At 69.4% G+C, this 18780-nt stretch carries 7 protein-coding genes; all 7 read right to left on the bottom strand.

The features are described from left to right. Positions 1-116: 116 nt before the first annotated feature. The 7 genes from RUU78_RS08995 to RUU78_RS09025 all read right to left on the bottom strand — a co-directional run bounded on the left by RUU78_RS08995 (position 117) and on the right by RUU78_RS09025 (position 18775). Positions 117-872, bottom strand: a complete 756-nt coding sequence (locus RUU78_RS08995; protein WP_313915776.1) for a pilus assembly protein PilP — start codon at positions 870-872, stop codon at positions 117-119. 191 nt (positions 873-1063) lie between these two features. After that, entirely contained in the window at positions 1064-2380 is a 1317-nt protein-coding gene (locus RUU78_RS09000; protein WP_313915778.1) for a DUF4157 domain-containing protein, read from the bottom strand. 106 nt (positions 2381-2486) lie between these two features. Next, positions 2487-3932, bottom strand: a complete 1446-nt coding sequence (locus RUU78_RS09005) for a DUF4157 domain-containing protein (protein ID WP_313915780.1) — start codon at positions 3930-3932, stop codon at positions 2487-2489. A 209-nt stretch (positions 3933-4141) separates the two neighbouring features. Beyond that, positions 4142-8587 carry a DUF4157 domain-containing protein gene (locus RUU78_RS09010; RefSeq protein ID WP_313915782.1) on the bottom strand — a complete coding sequence of 1482 codons (4446 nt, stop codon included), beginning with the start codon at positions 8585-8587 and terminating at the stop codon, positions 4142-4144. Positions 8588-8593: 6 nt separating this feature from the next. Further along, a complete protein-coding gene (locus tag RUU78_RS09015; protein WP_313915784.1) occupies positions 8594-13597 on the bottom strand; it encodes a DUF6519 domain-containing protein in 5004 nt (1667 codons plus the stop codon). Positions 13598-13757: 160 nt separating this feature from the next. Beyond that, positions 13758-16121, bottom strand: coding sequence for a phage tail protein (locus tag RUU78_RS09020; protein WP_313915786.1), 2364 nt, complete (start codon positions 16119-16121; stop codon positions 13758-13760). After that, a complete protein-coding gene (locus RUU78_RS09025; protein WP_313915787.1) occupies positions 16118-18775 on the bottom strand; it encodes a hypothetical protein in 2658 nt (885 codons plus the stop codon). Before RUU78_RS09025 ends, RUU78_RS09020 begins: the two co-directional genes overlap by 4 nt. Positions 18776-18780: the final 5 nt, after the last annotated feature.

Here is an 18780-nt window from a genome sequence, read left to right on the forward strand (position 1 = left end):
GAGCAACGAGCCCTCCGGCCCGTTGGGCGTTCAAGACAGCCAGAACCTTGCGGTTCTGAGCGGCTGCCTTTCACCCCCTTGAGGGGAGGGCTTACAGTTCTCAGTTCGCCGCGGCGTCAGCGGGCCTTGTCCGGCTTGCTCGCACGCGCCGTGACGGTGCGCCGCCGCTCGCTCCAGCCGCCGCGGCCGTCGGCGATTCGCTCGGTGATTTCCACTGCCGCATCGTCGATGCGGGTGACCTTGCCCCAGTGCAGCGCGATGTAGTCGCCGACGACGACGCGGCGCTGTTCGCCGTGGGCGTCGCGCAGCAGGGCGTAGCGCTGGCGGTTGCTGCGGCCGGTGTGCAGCAGGGTGAGGCTGGCGGCATCGCCACGCAGGCGCAGGCTGGAGGCGATGCGGCAGGCGTCGCTGCGGCGCGATGCATCCGCGTAGTTGATGGTCACGCTGGCTTCGATGCGCGGGCCGCCGAGTTCGGCCCAGGTGATGGCGATGCGGCCCGCGCCGTCGGCATGCGCTTCGCTGACGATGTAGGCCGGAGCGCCGCCGAGCAGGCGGCTGACCATGCCTTGCTCGGGCTCACGCGGCGAGTCGGTCGGGCCGTAGTCGACGAGGACATCAAGGCCGTCGCCGACATAGCGGTCGCTGCCACCGTCGTCGGCGGCGCTGCGTTTCGTGTAGGCATCGCGCGGCAGGCGCAGTGTGGCCACCGCGGTATCCAGGCGTTGCCAGTTGGCCGGCACGGCGGCGGCGAAGCTGCACTGCTGGGCCGATGCGATGGCTGGCGCCAGCAGCGCAGTGAGCAGGATCGCGGTGGAGAAGGCTCGCCGCGTCGAGTGGGTAAGGCGCACGTCCGCGCGGGGCACGGCAGGCATCGGGCGTTGCGAGGGTCGTTGCACGCGAAGGTCCCTTGCCGCGGGCCGCGGCGTTTCAGCGCGTGCCTATGCTATTCGATGGAGCCGCGGAATTTCTTCGCTTGGCGTCGACGCCGGGCTGCGCGAGAAATGTATGCGGGCGCCGGACGTTGCCGACGTGTTGCGGTCTCGTGGCTACCGGCGCGCACTGTTCAGGGACACTTGATGCCACCACACGGGTTTACGTACCACCTCGTATTCCCGGTCAGCTTGCGGTGGCAGCACAGTTTGTCCAGCACAGTCTTGGCATAGGTGACTTTCACCGTCGTAATGCCGATGCGGGTGTGGTGGCTGAGTGTGCGTATGTCCGCGCTGTTGCCTACATGTACGCAAGCATGCGAACCCGTGTTCAGGAAGCCATCGTGGATGGCCTGGGTGTCGGTGAAGAAGATCGCATAGTTCATGGTGCCGCTCTTGTTCTTGGCATACTTGCGACCGGCACCGGTCGCGCTGACGGCGTCGGCGACCGGAAGGCTGCCCGCCTTGATCGAGGCCGAGTCGGTATAGCCGGCACCTTCCAGCCGCTGCACCTCGACCGGTTTGCTGATCTTGTCGGTCAGCCCCAGGCCCAGGGCAGTGGAGCCGCCGACGATGTTCAGCACTACGTTCCCCGGCTGATTGCTGGACTTGGAACTGTATTTGGCGGTCAGCGTGCCGGTGGGCATCAGTGGTTCGGGTTCGCCGTTGGCGATTGCGGCGGCCTTGTTGCCGGTATCGACGGCGTGTCCGGTGAAATCGATCTCGAAGCTCTCCACCCACGGCTGGGTCTTGGAATCGGTCAGCAACTCATCGGCACCTTCGTGGTGGATGCTGCCTTTCTTGCGGCGATAGCGCGAGACCCGCTGCGCGGCACCGCCGGCCTGCTGTACCACATGAGTGAGTTCGTGCGCGATCAGGTGCTGGCCGGCGGACGACTGCGGCGCGTACTGGCCGGCGGCGAACACGATGTTCGCGCCGGCGGTATAGGCCTGCGCGTCGATCGCTTCGGCCGATCGCGCCGCTTGCGCGTCGGCGTGCACACGCACGTTGCCGAAGTCCTGGCCGAAGCGTTGTTCCATCTGTTCACGCACGCCGCTGTCGAGCGCGCTGCCGCTGCGGCCCAGGGTCTGCTGCACGCTGGCGGGTGCGGCGCTGCCGGCCGCATCGGCGCCGCCCGCGGGCAGGCGCTGGATCGTTTGTGCGGCTGGCGAGACGCGGTCGCTGCCGGACGCTGCGGTCACCGCCGCGGCTACGCGGTCCGCCTCGCGTTCGAGCGCATCGTCGGAAGCGCCGATGCGCAGCTGGCGCTGGACGCGGCCTTCCTCGCTGTCGAGATTGCCGGTGCAGCGCGGACAGCTGCCGCCACAGGAGCAGGAGCCGGCCTTGCGCTGCAGGCGCAACGGTTCGTGGCTGGCCGTGGGCGCTGGGGCTGCTTGCGGTGGCGCGGGCGTGGCGGAAGAGGCGAGTGGGGTGAGCTGTCGCGGCATCATGATCGTTCTCCCGGCGGCCGGCCGAGCCACTGTAGCGCCGATGCGCGAAGGTCGCGCTGTCCGCTACGCGCAGGCCTGGTCGGCATCTGCCTGATCGAAGCGTGCTTCATTGGAACTGTATACCGATGCTGAGTCCGGTCTGGAACCAGTCGAGGTGCTTGTCGCCGGCCCTGCCGACATCGAAGCCGCGGCCGGCCTCGAGCATCAGCTGCAAGGCCTGATGGTCCGGTAGCGGAACCGTCAGGCCGGTGCTGCCGCCGGCGAGGCCATAGGCCTGCTGGTTGCCGCCGCCGCGTTCGTTGCCGGGCAGGCCGATGCTGCCGGCCTCGAGGTGGCCGCCGGCCTGGAAGCCGAAGCGCCACGGTCGGAAACGGTAGTTGATGCCGGTGCGCACGCCGAGCAGGTAGGCCTTCTGCTTGTCCGCATCCACCGGCAGGAATTGCTGGAAACGCGCGCCGAGCGTGAGTTCCCATTCGTGCATGCGGGTCAGCGGCAGGCCCAGCTCCAGGCCCAGTCCCCAGGTCGCGGCCGGGCCGACGCCGGGCAGTCCGTTGGCGTAGCCGCCGCCGATGCTCAAGGTCGGAAACACATTGCTGGGGCACGGTGCGGCGAGACGCTTGGCATCGCGCGCTGGCAACGGGTCCGGATTCGGCGGGCAGTTGGCATTCTCGGTCGGACCGAGGGTCAGGCCGGCCAGTTCGAGCGCGAACGCCGGATAGCATTCGGCTGTGTCGAAGCCGCCGGCGCTGCCGTCGGCGATGCCGCGTGTGCCGAAGTACAGATGCATGCATTCGTGCATCAGCGTCAGCGCCTGTTCCTGCGGCGAGGTCGACCAGTACGGTGAGCACAGGTTGATGGTGCTCGACAATATCGGCCAGGCCACGGCGATGGAACCGTTGCAGAGGAACGTCGGTTCGCCGGTGATGCTGCAGTCGTAGCGGATGATGTCGTCGCGCAGGGCCTTGGCGATGCGCTCGAAGCGATCGGCCAGGGTCGGGATCATGCGGCAGCGTACGCGCGGATCGTTCGCGTCGCGGCGGATGCGTCGCCACAGCAGTTTGCGTGCGGTTTCGCTGATGGGGGTTGCGCGTAACGCGGTCGCGGCGGCCGTGGCCCAGGCCGCGCCCTGCTGTTCGCGCGCGCGCAGCGTGGCGGCATCGCGTCCGGGTGCGGCACGGCACGGCAGCATGTAGTCGCTGTCGACGACGCGGCGCTGCAGTCGCGGTGGGCCTGCCGCGGACTGCTGCACGACGTGCGTGAGCTCGTGCGCGAGCAGCTCGCGTCCGCTGCCGCTGTGCGGGTCGTAGCGGCCTTCGCCGAAGACGAGATCGCGGCCGACGGTATAGGCCTGCGCGCGCACCGCGGCGGCCGAGGCGGCCGCGCGGGCACCGGCATGCACGCGTACGTCGCTCAGGTCGTGCTGCAGGCGTGGTTCGAAGAAAGCGCGTGTTGCCATATCGAGCGGTTGCGCCGGTGAATCCAGACCTTCGCCGACGGCCTGCGGCAGGGCGCCGCGACCAGCGTGCGTGCTGCCGACAGCCTTGCGCTGCACGCGACCGGTGCAGGCGGGGCAGGTACCCCCGCAACTGCAGCGCCCCTGCACGCTCGACCGAAACGCGCTGCCCCTGACGAGGTCTCGCGCGTTGCGGTCCGCTTCGCGTTCCTGCGCGTCGTCGTTGGTGAGATGCAATGGCTGCGCATTCGCCGTTGCAGGGCGGCGCGTTTCTGGCAGGGGCGAAGTTTCGCGCATCGTCTTGAGCCCTAACGAAAGCGCAGCCGCGTGCTGCGATCGGGATTGCCGCCGTTGCGCGTGGCGGCAACGTAGTTTTCCAGGGCCTTCTGCAGCTGGTCGAACAGGTCGCCCGACAGCAGTTCGTAGTGGTTAGGCGTCTTCTTCGCCTTGCCGACGAGTACGCGGCCGCCGGCTTGCCGGCGGAACACGTCGTAGCCGCCGTCGGCGTTGGCCGCGACCTCGAGCTGCCCGTTCGGGTTGGCGGTCGAATGCAGCAGCGAGTAGGTGCTGTTCGGGTCGACAGACGGATCGGGGAAGACGAGCCAGCCGGCCTTGAGGTCGCTGGACGAGAATTCCTCGAAGATGATCGGATAGCTGCTGCCGCAACTCGTGCCGTCGAGGCAGACCTTGCTCGTGCCGCCGCCCGCTTGCGGCTTCGGCCTGGGCTTTTTCGCCTGTGGCGGGCAACCGCCGTCGGCCAGCCGGACGTTGGCGACGGTCTGCGGCGTCGGCACGGTGACCGGATTGCTGCCCATGTCGGTCAGGCTCGCACCGGTGATTTCGATCTTCGCGAAATCGCCGAAGCACTCGATGAAGCGCCCGTCCACGCGGCCGCTGGCATGCTGGTGCGTCGACAGCAGCCAGGCACGCACACTGCGGCGCGTGAACGCGCCCTGGGCGTAGGCACCATAGATCACCCAGGTGTCGCTGTTCTGGCGCTGCCCCGGCTTGCCTCGACCGCCGCCGTTGCTGCCGCCGCTGCCGCCCGTGCTGCCCTGACCGCCGCCGGGTTTCGCGCCGCCGCCCGGCTTCTTGTCGCCGCCAGGAGCCGGCGAGTCGCCGGCTTCCGGCGCGACGTCGGGCGGTGTCGGTTGCGGTGTCGGTTCCGGCTCGGTACCGCCGTGCTGCTGCGTGCTGTCGCTGGCGTCGGGTTCGGGTTCGGGCGGAACATGGCCGCTGCCCGAGGCATCGCTGTCGCCGGCGTCGGTCTTGCCCTTGCCGTCTCCGGGGCAGGCCTTGCTGTCGAGCTGTCCGTCGGGAATATGGATCGGCGTGTCGATCGGCATCGGCTTGCCGTCCTTGTCGACGATGTCGGCCCGCGTGAAATCGACCGGGATCTTGCCGTCCTCGAAGCACTCGCCCATGGATCCGTCGGTGACGCCGGCGCCGGACTGCGTCGGCGTCCACACCAGCACCGGATAATTCTTGAAAGTTCCCTTTTTGTAAGGTTTCAGTATGCGCCAGTGTCGGCCGGCCTGGGCCATGTCCTTGTGTTTGGCGTCGAACTTGCCGTCCTTGAGATCCTTGAGCAGCTGGTCCTTGATCGCGTCGCTGGCCTGCTTGTCGAGATAGTCCTGCAGCGGCTGGAGCTTGTCCTTGACGTCCTGTCCGGCCTGGCCGTTGGCCATGTCGCTGAAGTCCTGTGCGCCCATGCCTTTCGAAGGGCCGAGCAGTTCCTTCATCTTGCGCACCTGCTCGGGTGTCAGTGGCGCGTCCTGCGGCATGCCGGCGGCTTCGGCCATCTCCGCCGCGCCGGCGATCTGCTCGGGCGTATGTTCCTTGCGCAGGTCGAGCAGGTCGTCGTAAACCGGGTCGGTGGGTTCGGCCGGCGTATCCCCACCGCTGCCGCTGCCGCCGCTGCCACCGAGGCTGGGGCAGCCCGAATCCGGCGGCGAGTCCTCGCATTCGATCTCGTCGTTGCCTGCCGAGGTGGCACGCGGCACGGGTTCGTCGAATACGTCTTCGAGTTCCTTGGGCGCCAGTTTCTTGAGTTGCTTGAGCGCAAGCTCGGCGACGTCGGTGGGAATGTTGGCGACCGCGTTGATTTCCTCGACCGCGCCGGCAATCCGCTTCTGCACCCAGCAGATGTTCAGCGCCGCGTCGATGGCGCAGTCGGTGAGCTTGCGCGCGAGCAGCTTGAGGCAGCCCCAGCCCGGCGGCGAGGCGCACTGCGCCGCGATCGAGGCGACTTCGACGATCGGGCCAATGGTGCTGCTGAGGTCCTTGATGTCCGCGATCCAGTCGAGTTTGGCGCTGTATTCGGCGACCGCCGCGTCGAGCTTCGCTTCCGCATCGGTCTTGATCTTCTGCAGCGGAGCGGCGAGCGCGTCGAAATCCTTGCCGAAGGTGTCCTCGAGCAGTTTTTCCGGCTCGATGTCGAACAGCTTGTCGAGCTTCTTGCGGATGCCGTTCTCGAGCGCGGTGACGATCAGGCCGACCGTGCGGTGCAGCAGCACCTTGCCCATCTGCAGCAGCGCCTTGCCGAGCGCCTTGAGGATCATGCGCGCCTTGCCGCCGCCGCCCCCCTTGCTGCCGGACTTGAACTTGTCGGCCAGGGTCTTGCGTACTTTCTCGCGCAGCGTCGCGACCTTGTCGGCGACCCAGACGAAGGCGCCGCCGAAGCGCTCGCGGAAACGCCCGAGCACCTGTTCCACTGGCCGCCCGGTCCAGGCGCGAAGCCAGCCGGACACGTCGCCGAGATCCTTGCTGTGCGAACGGTCCTTCGCACCCTTGGTCTTGCCGCTGTGGGAAACGATGTTGACCTTGTCGCTGCTCTTGTCCGGCAGCACGCGCCTGGTGCCGGCCGCGGCGAGGCTGTCGTCGGCGGCGTAGGCGTGCTGCAGCAGCTCCAGCGAAGCCATTTCCTTCTGCCGCGTCGCGTCCTTGGAGCCGGTGACTTCGGTGCGCAGCGCGGTGACGTGGGATTGCCAGGTCTTGAAGACGAACTTGTCCTCGAGTTTGGGCGGCGGCTTCTTGCCCTTGCGCCGTAGCGTCGCGGATTCCTGCGTCGGCGGCGTCGCGGCCTGCTGCGCGTGTGTCGGTGTACCGGCGGCCGCCGGCCGGCGCAGCGGCGCGACTTGCTTGGGCGCTTCGAACAGCGGATCGAGCACCTGATCCTGCACCTGGTTGGCGAGTTGCATCTCGCCCTTCGTGTTGCGCGATGCGCGCGAGGTTTTCAGTATGGCGTCGAGGTTCTGCGGGCGCGCGAAGTACATCCACAGGCCGGTGTTGGGCTTGAACGACTGCGCGTACAAGCCGCCCATGATCGGCGCGTGGCCGTGCCTGGCCGGGTCGTAGATGACCTTGACCGTGTACTTGGCGCCGACGTCGTTGGATTCCTCGATCTTGCCGAGGACCAGCGATGTGTCGTTGCGCGGACTGGCCGGATCGAATTTCATGTCCCGGCCGTTGTCGACGAACTTCACGGCGCTGTCCGGCAGCAGCGTCGGCTCCTTGAGCTTCCATTCGACCGCGGGTTTGCGCGCGGCGCCCAGGGTGTTGGTCAGGCGCGCGGCGTCCTTGAAGCCTTCGATGTAGTTCTGCAACTGGCCCGGCGCGCGCGCGAGCATCGGTGCGCTGGCCGGCTTGAGTTCGCCGAGCTGGATCTCCTGCGGCCCGTCGGCGATGTTCTCGACCTTGCCGTCCCTGCTGACCGACGGCGCATAGGTCGCGCCGACCGCGGTGGCGCGCACGCGCGGATGCTTCTTCGGCGTGGTCGCCTGCACGTCGGCGTTCTTCGCGCCGACCGGTCCCGCGAAGTAGAGCCCGGCCATATGGTGGAAACTGGAACCTTTGGCGCCGGTATACAAATCAATGCTGCCGCGCAGGTCCAGGCCGTGGTCGCCGAGGTTCGCGTTCGGCGCCGGCGCCTCGGTATCGAGGTTGGCGCCGGTCGCGTTGGCGAGCAGTTGCTTGTGCAGGTCGGTGCCGGTGAGCTTTCCTTTCGCGCCCAGCGGGATCCAGTAGGTTTCCAGCGCGAGCCGGCGCAGGGTAGTGCGGTCGCTGCGCAGGCCGGTCGCCGGATGTGCGTCGGGCTTCGCTCCGCCGCCGTCGGCTTGGCCTTGCATCGCGGCCGGCAGCGGTCGCGCGCCGCCCTGCTGCACGACATGGGCCAGTTCGTGCGCAAGCACGAAGTCCACCGCGGGGCGCTGCCCGGCACCGAGCCAGACATGGTTGCCGTAGGTGAACGCGTAGGCGTTGACGTGGCGGTTGTACGCGGCGGATTCGGCGCCGCTGTGGATGCGCACGTCGGACAGGTCGCGCCCCAGGCGCGGTTCGAAATAGCCGCGCAGCGCCGGCGCCAGCGGCTCGCCGCCGGCGCTGAGCCGTTCGGGTTGCAGCGCATCGGCAGCCGCGCCGGGTGGCGCAAGAGCATCGGTGCCGCTGCCAGGCGCATCGGCGCCGCCGCTGGTGCCAGGCGGCGGCGCCTGTTCGACGAGGCGTCCGGCGATGCGGTCGGCTTCGCGTTCGTAGACGTCGTCCACGGCGCCTACGCGCAGTCGTGGCTGCAGCAGTGGTTCGTCGTTGCTGCAGCGGGGGCAGGAGCCACCGCAGGCGCAGCGTCGCTGCAGCATCGGTGGCGCCTGCAACGGCGCCGCGGTCTCCGCCATGCCGGCAGGCGCCGCGGCCACGCTGACCGGCGCGGCCTTGCGGCGCGCCGGGGCAGGGGCAGCGATCGCGCGCGTGGCGCTCATGCGGTATCAGCGTCCTTTCTTCGGCTTGCGCGGATCCGGCGCCTTCCTGGATCGCGTGTTCTGCGGTGCGCCGCCGGGTTTGACGGACGTGGGCGCGGAGGCGTCCTTTTTGGCCGGCGCAGGCGGTGGGACGCCCGCTGCGGACTTGCCGCCGCGCACTTCGGCAGCCGGCGTGACTTTCGTCGCGACCGCTGCTGATTCCGGCGCAAACGGCGGTGCCGCTCCGGTGGGACCGGTCGCGCCCGTGGCCCCGCCACCCAGCAGGCGGCGCGCGCGCGTTTGCAGGTCCTTGACCGTCGCCTCGTCGTCGATGATGCGCAGCAGCGCGGCCGGCTTGGCCTCGATGATCGCCTCGACGTCGTTGATACCGCCAGCGCGCAGGCGCGCACGTACGGCGGTGTCCATGTCGAGCCGCTCCAGCGGCGTGCGCGGGCGGGGTGGCGCTACGCCGCCGGTACCACCCGTGCTTCCGGTGCTTCCGGTACCGCCGGTGCTGCCGGTGCTGCCGGTACTGCCGGTACTGCCGGTGGCGCCGGTGCTGCCGGTACTGCCCGTGCTGCCGGTGGCGCCGGTGCTGCCGGTTGGCGGACCCACGACGATCGCACGCGGCACGAGGCGCAGCGGCACGACGAGCGCGGCTCGTAGCTGCGCGCCGGCGAGGAAGCGCAGCGCCCGCGTATCGCGCAGCACTTCGCTGCCGCGCACGCTGGAGACGCGCAGGAACAGCTCGCCTTCGTGCGCGAGGCGCTGGGTTTCCTGCGCGTCGAAGCTCGCGCTGAAATAGCCGCTGGCGTCGGTCAGCGCGACTGCCTCGAGCAGGTCGCCGTTGCGTCGCGTCAGTTCAACGCGCAGGCGTGACAGGCCCTGGCCGCGATCGTTGCCGACGCGGCCGCTCAGCGTCGATCCACCGTCGCTGGCCTGCGGCGTCACGACGCCGAAGGTTTCCGCCGCCTGCGCGACCAGGTGCACGTTGACCGCATCGGCATCGGCCTCTTTTTTCATCGCCACGGCGGCCGGATAGTCCGTGCCGTACTGCGCGGCCAGCGTGGTCGCTTCCTGCTGGTGGCGTCGCATCAGCGCGGTCTTGTTGTACTGGATTTTCTGCAGCGCATAGCCGGCGTACTGCGCCGGCATCTGCGCGCGTTCGATGGTCGTGAACGCGTCGGCGCTCAGCTCGCCGCCGAGCAGGTCGGCCTGCGCCGAGAGCACCCAGACGAGGAACTCCCAGATCGCCGCGGGCTCGCTGAGGCGGTTGCAAATCTCGTAGTCGAGCACCTGGTTGGGCTTGTCGACCGTCGGCAGCACGGTGCTGCCGGCCTGCGGCAAGGCGACGATGCAGTGGTCGCCCTGGTTCAGCACGGTCATGTTCATGCGGATGCCCCAGCTCAGCAGCGACAGCGCGCGCATCGCGTCTTCGCGCAGGCGCGAGGCGGTCGCGCGCACGCTGTCGCCGAGCAGCAGCGCATTGCCGAAGAAGCGGTCGCCGCGATAGACCGCGCTGGTGTTGGAGGCATAGCCGAGATCGTCGAGCGAGGCGATGGCCTGCGCGACGATGCCGCGATTGTTGACGCCGACGCGGATGTAGTTGTCGTTGAACAGGGTTTCCCCACCGGGCAGGCCGGCTTCGGCGAGCGCGCGAAAATGTGCCTTGCCGGTGCTGACGCTGATGTCGCCGCCCACGAGCTGGCCCGCTGCGGGCGCGGCGAAGAGATCGCCGGACAGGCGCAGCAGCAGCCGGTGCATGCCGCCGAAATTGAACAGCAGCACGCCGCCGACGAACGCGTCGGCGATGCCCGCCAGGCCCGAGTATTCGCTGTTGAAATGGTTGTTGGCGACGGATACCGGGCCGAACGCGTAGGCGGTCAGCGCGCGGCCCGCCGGCTGGTCGACGCGGTTGTCGTGCACGCGCAGCGCCGGCTTGCGGCCGCTGCTGCCGGACAGGGTGGCCGACTGCGCCGCCGCGAAGGCGACATGGATACCGCCGCGCAGGCCGGATTTGCGGTCGCGCTCGTAGCCTGCCTCGACGACGCCGTTGTCGGTGATGCTGTTGTCGACGATCTCCAGATCGTTGCCCCAGCCCACGTAGATGCCGCAGACCGGATCCAGTGCGGATACGCCGTTGGCATAGATCTGGTTGCCGCGGATCACGGCCGATTCGGCCAGCGCCAGCGAGATGCCGCCACGGCCGATGCGCTGGGCCTGGTCGAGCAGGTCCCGGTCGAACACGTTGCGCAGGTTGTCGTGCAGGCGGTTGTCGCTGATGACGAGATCGCGCACCGGATGCGTGGCGTTGAGCAGCGGCGTCAGGGCGAGATTCGCCAGCTCCGCGTCGAGCAGCGCGAGCAGCGCGCCGCGCGGATCGTTCGGCGGAATCTGCGGCACCTGCGGCGTGAACGGCACGCCGCGGCGCAGGCCGAAGCCGATGCCGGACAGACCCATCCAGGCGATGTCGTTCGCGCCTATCGTGACCTCGTGCAGCCAGCGCGAGCCGCTGACGACGATGGCGCCGGCCGCGAGCGTGATCGCATGCAGGCGGCGTTCTTCCTGTTGCGTTTCGACGATGCGCAGGATCTGGTAGCCGGCCGGCGCCGCGACGCGGTAGCGGCCGGCGCGCGTCTTCACGCTGGCCATGCCGTTGGCGTCGCTGCGATCGGTCGCGGTGCTGGCGTCGTCTTCGAGATAGATGTCGATACCCGACAGCGGCTGCTCGCGCTCGTCCTGCAGCAAGGCGATGAATTCGCCTTCGGTGACCACGCCGGCGGCGTTTTGCGTCGATGCGGCCACGACGACGGCGGGCGCGGGCGGCGTGTCGACCACGGCGACGGGCGGCGCCGGATCGATGTCGCCGCCGAGCACGATGCCGTTGCCGGCGCCACCGACGAGACGGTTTTCCAGTACACGCACGCGTGCGCAGCCCGCGCGCAGATGGATGCCGCCGAGCGCGCGGTACGGTTGCTTCGGCAGCACCGCCGCGGGAGCCACGGCCCACACTGCTATCACGTACTGCAGCACCAGCAGCGGGAAGCCGTAGATGATCTCGGGCCGCGCGCACGGGTCGGCCGGATCCAGCGTCGGATCGTCGCTGGGTTCGTCCGGGTCGTCCGGCGTTTCGTCGATGAAGGGCAGCAGCACCAGCGTATTGCGTTCGATCAGCGCGTCGGACGCGAGCACGGAAATCGTCGCGAGTCCGGCCGCCGTGTCGAGCAGGTGCAGGCGGTTGTCCGCAATGGCCAGCTCCTCGGCCTGGTTCGCGCGGATCGCGTTGTGGCGCGCGATGATGCGGCAGTCGTGCACGCTGATGTCGCGGCAGCGGCCGGTCCGCACGCTGCCGCGCTCGATCAGCACGGCGGTCGCGTCGAAGGTGACCAGGTCGAGGTCGCAGATCTCCACGCCGTTGCAGTCGACGATATGCAGGATCGGCTGCGTGCGGGTTTCGGTGCGCGGCAGCAGCAGGCTGCGCCAGCGGCAACCGTGGATGCGCACCCGGCTGCGGTTGCGCAGTACGAGATTCGCGCGATGCACGCCGGGCAGCAGGCACAGTTCACCGCCGGCCAGGGGCAGGTGCGCGGCGGCCTGCTCCAGCGAATTGAAATCGCCGAAGCTCGTCACGCCATCGCCGACCAGGAAGGTGCAGCAGATCTTCTGGTTGGTCAGCGGCCGGAAGCGCTTGCGGCAGTCTTCGATGCTGCCGGAGATTTCCGTGTTGCCGCGTGCGGTCCAGTTGATCTCGGCGAGCGCGACACGGTGGTAGACGATGCCCAGCGGCGGCGCGTCGTCGACGAGCACCAGCGGGTTGGACACGTCGCCGGCGCGTACGGTGAAGGTCCAGTAGTCGCCGGCGCGGTAGTTGTTCGCGGCCGGCGCGTCGAAGGCCAGGCAGATACCGTCGCGCAGTTCGTCCGGGCTCACGATATCGGTGAAATCGGCAATGTCGGCGATGCCGTTCCAGAGCCGGAAGAACACCGGATCGGCGGTCGACGGCAGGGTGCCGAAACTGGCCGGTGCGGCCAGTTCGAGATCGTGGTCGGCGTTGAGCGTGGCCATGGTGCCGTAGACGACTTTCCAGCCACCGCGCAGCGCGTCGTACTGCAGCGCCTCGAGATAGAACTCGAGCAGTCCCGAATGCACGATGGCGGCGCGGCCGGCGTCGATGATGACGCGGTCCGGATTCGTGCTCGTGTCGAAGCGGCCGCGCCCGACCAGGCCGCCGTTCCACTGGCTCCAGGTGAAACGCGCCGGCGCGCCCGCGTTCTGCTCGGCGATCTCGATGCGGTAGAGATGATGCTCGAAGCCGGTATAGCCGCCACCGCCGACGACGGGGCAGTCGCCGGCGACCGAGACCGGTGGCGACAGGGTCACGCTGAGGTGGCCCTTGGCCGCCGGATCGTCGCGCAGTTTCGTGGCGACCGTGCTGCAGTCCTCGCCGTCGCCCAGGCGCAGCAGGCGCAGGCGGCAGTTGACGTAGGCGCGTTCAGCCGTGTCGACACCGCCGAGCGCGGGTTCGAGCAGCGCCTGCGGATACTGGAACGCGTGCAGCGATTCCTCGGAGACTTCGAGCACGACGGCGTCCCGAGTGCCATCGGCGATGCTCGCGGTCGTCGGCAGCGGCGTGCTCCAGGGCGGGCCGAAATACGCCGCCTCGCGCTCGACCGGCAGCGCCGCGTCAGGCTGCACGCCGGGCAGTCGCGCGAGGATCCCGTCGACCCAGGCGCGCCCGGGCCTGACCTGCACGATCACCTGCGTGCCGTCGATCGCAGCCGAGACGATCTCGAAGCCGTCCGGTTCGGCCGCCGGCACGGCGCAGACGCCGGCGCCGATGATGTCGCGGCCGGCCTGGTCCTGCCAGGCGAGGTCGAGCAGCTCGCCTTCTGCCAGATCGGCATCAGTGATGACGCGGCCCTGCTGCTGCAGCACGCCGGCGACATTGCGTAGCGGCCCCAGTACCGGTTCCGCCACGCCGCGCGTGTGCAGTGCCGGATCGAACTTCAGCTGGGAGAAATCGCCTTGCATGGTGGGGCTCCTAGGGAAACTCTGAATAAAGTAAAAATGAGCTTCTGCTTTCGTAGCCCCCTTGGGTGAAGGGGGCGGCCGGACGCTTGCGTCCGGCCGGGGTTGTGGAGATCTGGTGTCGACTACAAGAGCGTCGGCGCCAGGACTTGTATAGGAATTCCTAAGCCACCGGGATGACCAGCGGGCGCACCCCGACCGGCATGAACTCGCGCAGGCGCACCTGTAGAGTTATCCATTTATGCGCATCGCGCAGGAAGCCGGACGCGCCCATCGCATCGTCGTCGGGTCCCAGCTCGCGCACGCGCCGGTCGGTTTCGTCGGCCAGCCGGGCATAGGCCGGGTCGTTGAAGCATTCGCTGCCGAAGACGATGCGTGCCGTACGCGCGTCGACGCAGAAGTGGTTCGGCGGCAGGCGGTCGTTGCGGCCGCTGAACGCGCTCCACTTGATGCAGCCGTGCTGGTTGTCGAGCACGGCGAAGCGCTGGGTGAAGAGGCCGCCGAGGCCGCCGGTCGCGGCGACACGCACGCCGCCGAAACAGGTCAGGCCGTCGAAATCCAGGCGTGCACCCCAGTCTGTGGCCGGGTTCGTCGCGGCACCGATCGCCAGCGGCGTGCCGGCCGGATCGCCAAAACCGCGGCCGGCGTCGACGATGCAATGCTGCAGCTCGAGGCGATAGCGCCGGTCGACCGCGAGACTGCCGCAGACGCAGTGCTGCAGCACGATGTCGGGTGTGGGCTGGAATGCATCGATGTCGGCCTGCGCGGCAAAACCGTAGCCGTCGGCCAGACGCAGTGCGGGCCGCAGCGCGGCGCGGTCCTCGCCGTTGCGCAGGCGCTCGCCGCCCGGCGCGAGCGTGCAGCCGAGCAGTTCGAGCCGCGCAACCGCGGCACGCTGGATCAGCGCGGCGCCGGCCGGAAATCCGGCTGCGGTGTCGGCGGCCAGATACAGGCCTTCGAGACGCACGCCGGGCGGGTCAATCGCGGCGGCATCGCGCAGGCGCAGGTTGAACGGTTGCCGTAGCAGCAGGATGGGCCGCTGGCCGCTGGCGGCGCGGATCGTCAGCGGTCGCGCCAGGCGCAGCGACACACCGCCGTCGACCGCGGTGCCCGGCAGGGCGGCGAGATCGATGCGGTGGACCAGGCTGTCGTGTATCTCGATGACGACCGGATCGCCGTTGCCGGCCAGCCCGTTGAGCGCGGCCTGCAAGCTGATGCCGCCGGCGACGTCGCCGACGACGCGCAGGTCGCTCGCGCCGGCCGCGCGGACGCGGCGGCTGACCGGATGCGCGCCGACCGGGCCGATGGCGGCATAGGTGAAGCTCGCAAATAATTTTGCATCGAAGCCGCTGCCATTCGCGCTCGCGAGTTCGGCGGCCTGGGCCGCGCTGTCGAGACCGATGACGAGGCGGCCGAGCTGCGGATCGACGACGACCTCGCCGTTGCCGACCGGGCGGCGCAGCCCGTCTTCCCAGGCGCAGAGATTGTCGCCGCGGTAGCGCCACGACCATTGCGTCTGCGGCGCCGGCGGGACCAGCAGCGGCAGCAGGGTCTGCGGCAGGAACAGGTGGAGACCGACGTCACCGAGATCCAGGCCCGTCGGCGGCGACGCGGCGGCGTTGAAATAATCCACGTTTATATAAGCCTGCGGATGACCGGCGACCGCGCCGCTGTCCAGGCGCGCGCGCAGCAGAGGGCCAGGCACCGCGTCGGCCTGCGTCAGCGGCGAGACGATGCCGCCCGAGGTGCCCGGTTCGAGAAAGCCGGGCCGGCTCGTATTGAACAGCCGCACCGGCAGGTCGAGCGGATGCAGGTCGATGCGCACGACGAAGCGCGCGAGGCCGGCGAGCTGCGGACCGAGGTCGCTGACGCCCTTGACCAGCGGCCGCACGCGCGGCAGCCGGTACGCGGCCAGGCGCCAGAGGAAGATCGCGAGGTTGGGCAGGTTGACGTGGCGCTGGCGGTCGATGCCTGGCTTGACGTCGGCGGTGTACATCAACGGATCGAACGGCGTGCCGCGCAGTGCGAGCAGGGCAGGGTCGCGCAGCGGCGCCGTGCCGCCGCGCGGCACATGGAAGCGCGTCAACGCCGGGTCGGCGTAGGGCGGCGTGCCGCCCGCATCGGCGCGCTGGTGATTGAGGTGCTGGGTCCAGCCGAGGTTTTGGTACAGCTCCACCGCGCGGCAGGCCCAACCCGTGAGATTCACCGCGAGGCGCTCGATCGCACCGAGCGTGCCCTTGCGCCGGCGCAGCGCGATGGTGTCGGCGACATCAGCGCGCCGGTGGCGCGCGTCGCCGTTCAGATGGGTCGTGCCGAGCAGGTCGGCGATGTAGGGAATGGCCCAGTCGTCGCAGGTCTCGATGAACAGGTCTTCGTAGAGCTGGCCGATGTTGGTGTGGATCGGATCGAACGCCGCCTCGACCGCGGCGAGATAGGCGCGCAGCTGGTCGGCCGGCTGCTGCTCCGCATCGTAGGTGCGGTAGACCTCAGGCAGGCGCGCGAACAGCGGGACGGCGGGCTCGCTCATGCGCATTCTCCGGCGGTGGGGGCGGCGACGGCGGTCAGGCTCAGGTGCCGGGCGTCCAGTTGCAGCAGTTCGTGCGCGGCGCAGGGCAGCACCGCGGCGTTCGGCCGCGGCGCCGCCGGCAGCGGCAGCGTCGAGGGGTCGATCGCGCTGGCGCTGAAGCGGCCCAGCGCAACGACCTTGCACCAGAGCACGCCGGCCACGTTCTGCACGCTGCCTTCGATGCGGCTGGCGTACTCGCGCTCGCCGAGGCGGCGCGCGTGCAGGCCGAACAGGCCGCCGCGTTCGTTCGCGCTGTCGCCGGCCAGGCCGAGGCGGGCGCGCACCGCGGCGTCGACGTCCTCGGCGCGCCGCTGCGGATCGCGCGCATAGTGCAGATCGAGATAGGTATACCGAGGCATCGCCTGCTGCACGATCACCGGGAACCGGTCCGGTCCGCGACAGCGCTGCAGATGCGCCAGCGTGCCGCGCAATGCGGCGAATTCGGCCTCGCGCCCGGCCGTGAGCATCACGCGCAGGATCACCGCCGGGATGCCCTGGTGCAGATCCCAGGCCGCGCTCGCGGCGACGACGCCGGGCAGGCTCAGGGTTTCGCTTTCAAAGTCGCCCAGGCTCACGAGCCGGCCCAGGCTCTGCACCTTGCCCGGTGCGGCGTCGCGCGCCTTGTCGCCGGATTCCGGCGCGGCACCGCCGGTGACGATGCCGGCGAGGCTGACCTTGTCGAAGCCGGCCGGACGCTCGGCCGCACTCGGTGTCGCGCCGGGCTTGAGTGGCCCGAACGCGCCGTTGCCGCTGCGCCAGCGCGCGCTGACGTTCTTGAGTCCCGAGGGCAGGCGCGAACCGTTCACGTTGTCGCCGAACTGTATGAAGCTGCGGTTCTGCGCGTCCTCGCGCACGATGTAGACCGGTTCGGCCGGACCACAGCCGAAGAAGCTGTCGACGCGCTGCCAGCGGCGCCCGTCGACGTAGACCTCGAGTTCCGGCGCCTGCGGCGGCATGCCGCCGGCCGTGACGAAATAGGTCAGCGGTGATTTGGGCAGCGCGAAGGTCTGCCAGCTCTGCCGCGCATCGCCGTTGCCGAGCACGGCCTCGCGTTCGGCCTTGCCCTGCGACGCATCGACGAGGTTGCCGTAGACCTCGACGCTCGGCGCTTCCTCGTCGAAATCGGCGCGCTTGAACGGTGCCGGCGCGCGGTCGAACGACAGAGCCCAGACGCGCGCCTGTCCGTCGTCGTCGGCGAAGTCGGACGCATCGCTGGTGCAGGTCAGCGCGACGCTGCGGCCGTCGGCGTGCGAAAGGAACAGGCGACGCCTGGCCAGTGGCCGCGCCTGCGCCGCCGTGCCGTAGAAGTACAGCGCGTTGCTGCCGTTGGCGTAGGCGCCGGCCGCGGGCTTGGATACGGGCTTGATGGTCAGCGCCGGACTCGTGATCTCGAGGATCCGGTAGTCGCGCGCGTCGCTGAGCAGGTTCTTCTTGCTCGAATGGCGGGTCAGCGCCTGATCGAGCAGCACGAGCGAGCTGGCGCCGGTCAGGTTGCCGAAGCCGAGGCTTGCACTGCGGACGCGCTCGATGCGGCGCACGAGACTGAGCGCGACCGTGGTGCTGCCGTCGATGACGCGCGTCTGTACGGCCACAGTGCGGCCGGCGCGCAGGTCGGCGATTTCCGCGTCGAGCGCGAGCAGTTCGGCCGGCAGTTCGATCGACAGGCTCGTGTTGACGCAGTCGTGGTTCTCGTTGACGTGGCGCCTGAACAAGGTTTCGGTGTCGATCGCGCCGGTGATCTTGCCGGCGTTGTCCTTGAGCGTGCCGACGGTGCGCGGCGGCGCGTTGTGGCCGAAATGGCGGAAGCTGCGGTTGATGCGGTAGGCGACCGACGCGCTGCCCCAGCTGTGCACGAGCGGTGCGTCGAGTTCGACGATGAAGCGGCCGACGGTGCGCGTGATGCTCTTGACCTTGACGATCTGCGGCTCGTCCTGGGCGCTGACCGGCTGCGCGCCCGTGGTCCACGCCGGCGGCGCCGGTTGCAGCAGCAACTGCTCGCCGGGCTTGAGGCCGATCGCATCGAGACTGGCGAGGTCGGTTGCGCCCGCGGCGGCGGTGATCTCGATGCGCGTCGTGCCGGCGGCGATCGTTAATCCATATTTGCGCGGACGATATAAATGGAAACGTCCCAGATGCGGCCAGGCGGTGAGTTCTGCATCGGTACGGAAGTCCGCCGGCGGCGACTGGCCGGCGAGTTCGGCCTTGATGCCGAACCCGGCCGGCAGCACCAGCGCGTGGCTGCCGCGCGCCTGCACCGCGAACGTGGCGTGGCCGCCGAGTCCCGGCGCGAGGCGGTAGCCGGTGAGGCGCACGAGCTCGGCGATGCTGTCGCGCCAGGCGGCCGTGCGCAGGAAAGCCTCGTTGGCGTAGTGCTCCTGGTAGAAGGTCAGGATATCGCCGAGCACGGCGGCGCCTTCGAGCAGGGCGATGCCGGGATCGTCGGCACCGCGGTGGGTCCACGCCGCCAGCTCGGGCGCGAGGTCGATGGAACGCCGCATGGCCTCGACGAAATCGGCGTAACGGCCGATGCGATAGCCGATGCGCGGCTGCGCCGGCCGGTTCGCGGCGCGGCGCGGGAAGTCGAACGGATCGAAGATCAGTGGCGTGCAGGTCATGGTCG

Origin of the sequence: Tahibacter sp., assembly GCF_032229445.1 — a bacterium.
GTDB lineage: Bacteria > Pseudomonadota > Gammaproteobacteria > Xanthomonadales > Rhodanobacteraceae > Tahibacter.